The organism is Nocardia cyriacigeorgica NBRC 100375 (genome assembly GCF_000308555.1).
Taxonomy (GTDB): Bacteria; Actinomycetota; Actinomycetes; order Mycobacteriales; family Mycobacteriaceae; genus Nocardia; species Nocardia cyriacigeorgica.
The window spans coordinates 1-3,556 of the sequence record NZ_BAFY01000148.1; the positions used below are offsets into that span (position 1 = coordinate 1).

The 3,556-nt window shown below is 67.6% G+C and carries 4 protein-coding genes; 1 reads left to right on the forward strand and 3 read right to left on the reverse strand.

The features are described from left to right. Positions 1 to 105: 105 nt before the first annotated feature. The 3 genes from fabG to RJ05_RS14465 are packed head-to-tail and all read right to left on the reverse strand — an operon-like array spanning position 106 to position 2,866. A complete protein-coding gene (gene fabG / locus RJ05_RS14455) occupies positions 106 to 864 on the reverse strand; it encodes a 3-oxoacyl-ACP reductase FabG (RefSeq protein ID WP_036537725.1) in 759 nt (252 codons plus the stop codon). 29 nt (positions 865 to 893) lie between these two features. Next, positions 894 to 1,649, reverse strand: a complete 756-nt coding sequence (locus RJ05_RS14460; RefSeq protein WP_036537726.1) for an SDR family oxidoreductase — start codon at positions 1,647 to 1,649, stop codon at positions 894 to 896. After that, on the reverse strand, positions 1,646 to 2,866 hold the full coding sequence (locus tag RJ05_RS14465; RefSeq protein WP_036537727.1) for an acetyl-CoA C-acetyltransferase: 1,221 nt from the start codon (positions 2,864 to 2,866) through the stop codon (positions 1,646 to 1,648). Before RJ05_RS14465 ends, RJ05_RS14460 begins: the two co-directional genes overlap by 4 nt. Before the next feature lie 154 nt (positions 2,867 to 3,020). Between RJ05_RS14465 and RJ05_RS14470 the strand changes: the two genes are divergently transcribed. Further along, on the forward strand, positions 3,021 to 3,556 hold a 536-nt coding region (locus RJ05_RS14470), incomplete at its 3' end, for a TetR-type transcription factor C-terminal domain-containing protein (RefSeq protein ID WP_036537728.1).

Sequence of the window (3,556 nt, forward strand, 5' to 3'; positions counted from 1 at the left end):
CGTCGGCGAAGGCGTTGATCTGCGACTGGGTGATCGTGTGCCACTCGGAGTAGCCGAGGTGCGAGCCCACCGCCGCCTCGAGTTCGGCCACACCCTGGAACGTCCTCATACCGTCGGCCCTCCCGCGACGTAGAGCACCTGGCCGGAAACGAAACCGGCGCCTTCACTGACGAAGAACGACACAGCGTGCGCGATATCGTCGGGCACCCCGGTACGCGCGACGGGGATCTGTTCGGCGGCACCGGCTTTGAAATCCTCGAACGGGACGCCGACTCGTGCCGCGGTGGCGGCCGTCATCTCGGTCTCGATGAAGCCAGGCGCGATGGCGTTGGCGGTGACCCCGAATTTGCCGAGTTCGAACGCCAGGGTCTTGGTGAAGCCCTGCAACCCGGCTTTGGCCGCCGAGTAGTTGGCCTGGCCACGGTTACCGAGGGCCGAGGTGCTCGACAAGTTGACGATACGGCCGAAACCGGCCTCGACCATGTACTTCTGGACCGCGCGGGTCATCAGGAACGACCCGCGCAGGTGCACGTTCATCACCGCGTCCCAGTCGTCGGTGGTCATTTTGAACAGCATGTTGTCGCGGATGATGCCCGCGTTGTTGATCAGCACGGTCGGTGCGCCGAGCTCAGCGGTGACCCGCTCGACGGCCGCGGTGACGGCGGCCTCGTCGGATACGTCGGCGCCGACGGCGATCGCGCGGCCGCCGGCGGCCCCGATCTGTTCGACGACCGGCTTGCAGGCGAGTTCGTCGAGGTCGATCACGGCCACGGCCATACCGTCCGCGGCAAGCCGGCGGGCCACGCCCGCGCCGATGCCACGGGCGGCGCCGGTGACGATCGCGGTCTTGGTCGGAGTGCTCATGAGAATTCTCCTGGAGTCGAATGTTGTTGTCAGACGCCGCCGGTCAGCGTGACGCCGCCGTCGAGGACCAGTAGCTGGCCGGTGACCCAGGCAGCGTCGTCGGAGAGCAGGAACGCCACCGCGCCCGCGATGTCCTCGGGCACACCGAGCCGCTTGAGCGGATAGGTCTCGGCGAGTTCCTGTTCGCGGCCCTCATAGAGCGCGGTGGCGAACTTCGTCTTCACCACGGCCGGGGCGACCGCGTTGATTCGCAGGCCCGGCCCGAGTTCGACAGCGAGCTCCTGGGTGATGTAGGTGAGCATCGCCTTGCTCGCGCCGTAGAAGCCGATTCCGGGCGCGGGTCGGATCCCGGCCACCGACGACACATTGACCACCGCGCCACCGTGCTCGGCCATCCACGCCTTGTGCACCTGCTGAGTCCACGACAACGCGGCCAGGCAGTTGACCTCGATGATCTTGCGGGCGGCCGCCATATCGATGTCGATCATCGGGCCGTACACCGGGTTGATGCCGGTGTTGTTGACCAACAGGTCGGCACTGCCGAAGGTCTCGATGGCGCGGGCGACGGTGTCTTCCTGGTGCGCGGCGTCGTCGGCGCGCCCGGCCACGCCGAGCGCGTGCTCGGCGCCGCCCAACTGCTCGACCGCTGCGTCGAGGGCGTCTTGTTTGCGGGCGGTGATGACGACCTTCGCGCCGTCGTCCACCAGCCGTTGCGCGATGCCCAGGCCGATGCCGCGGCTCGCGCCGGTGACGATCGCGGTCTTGCCCGCGAACCGGCCGCTCACGACAGACGCTCCAGCACCATGGCCATACCCTGGCCGCCACCCACGCACATGGTCTCCAACCCGAACTGCTTGTCGTGGTAGCGCAGCGAGTTGATCAGAGTGGAGGTGATCCGGGCGCCGGTCATGCCGAACGGGTGGCCCACCGCGATCGCGCCACCGTTGACGTTGAGCTTGTCCTCGGGAATGCCGAGTTCCCGGGCCGAGCCGATCACCTGCACCGCGAACGCCTCGTTGATTTCGACCAGATCGATATCGTCGATGCCGAGACCGGCGCGTCGCAGCGCCTGCTTCGACGCCTCGATCGGACCGAGGCCCATGATCTCCGGGGACAGGCCGGATACCCCGGTGCTGACGATGCGCGCGAGCGGGGTCAGACCCAATTGCTTCGCCTTGGTATCGGACATGATCACCAGTGCGGCCGCTCCGTCGTTGAGCGGGCAGCAGTTGCCCGCCGTGACGGTGCCGTCGGGCCGGAACGCCGGCTTCAGCTGGCTCACCGCTTCCAGGGTCACACCCGCGCGTGGGCCGTCGTCGGCGCTGACCACGGTGCCGTCGGGCAAGGTCACCGGGGTGATGTCGGTGGCCCAGAAGCCGTTGGCGATGGCCTTTTCGGCGAGGTTCTGAGAGCGGACACCGAAGGCGTCCTGCTCGGCACGGGTGATTCCGGTGAGCTGGGCGACGTTCTCCGCGGTCTGACCCATGGCGATGTACACATCCGGCAGCGCACCGTTGCTGCGCGGGTCCGCCCACGGGGCCGCGCCACCGCTCGCACGCTCGGCCGTGCGGGCGACCGCGTCGGCGAAAATCGGGTTCTCGGTGCCGGGCATACCGTCGGCACTGCCCTTGGCAAAGCGGCTCACCGTCTCGACACCGGCCGAGATGAACACATCGCCTTCGCCCGCCTTGATGGCGTGCAGCGCCATGCGCGTGGACTGCAAGCTGGACGAACAGTAGCGATTGACGGTGGTCCCGGGGACCGTGTCGAGGCCGGCCTGCACCGCGACCACCCGCGCCATGTTGAACCCCGACTCACCGGCGGGCTGCCCGCAGCCGAGAACGAGATCTTCGACCTGGGCCGGGTCGAGAACCGGCACCTGAGCCAATGCGGCACGCACCATCTGGACGGTCAGGTCGTCGGGTCGCATGTCCTTCAGCGACCCCTTACCGGCGCGGCCGATCGGGGATCGGGCAGCGGCGACAATCACGGCTTCCGGCATCGGATCTCCTCAAAGTAACTAAGCGCTTGCTTAGGTTGCATCGTGCAGGAGCACCTCGAGTGCCGTCAATAGCCGCGCAGGCTCGGCGACCTGTTAGCCACATCACAGCACCCGCGAGCAGGTGCCTGCGCCGAGGCGAGATAATGGCGATCCCATGACCGAGACGACCGAACCCCGTGGCGACGCGACCCGCGCACGGCTGCTGGAAGCCGCCGCCGCCGCATTCGCCGACAAGGGCTTCAACGCGACGACGACGCGCGACATCGCCGCCGCCGCGGGAATGAGCCCGGCCGCGGTCTACGTCCACCACCGGTCCAAAGAGGAACTACTCTACCTGATCTCACGATCGGGACACGACGCGACACTCGAACTGATCCACAAGGCCGCCGCCTCGTCCAGCGATCCCGCGACAGCACTGCGCAACGTGATTCGCGATTTCGCCGTGTACCACGCCCGCGGCCACACCAACGCCCGGATCGTCAACTACGAGCTGAAGTCACTCAGCCCCGAACACCTCACCGAGATCCTCGACATCCGCCACCGCATCGATCAAGCCATCCGGGACCTGGTCGAACGCGGCGTCGCAGCAGGCGTCTTCCACACCCCCGACCCCCGAATCGCCGCCGTCGCCCTCCTGTCACTCGGCATCGATATCGCCCGCTGGTATCGCGAATCCGGCGACTGGTCGCC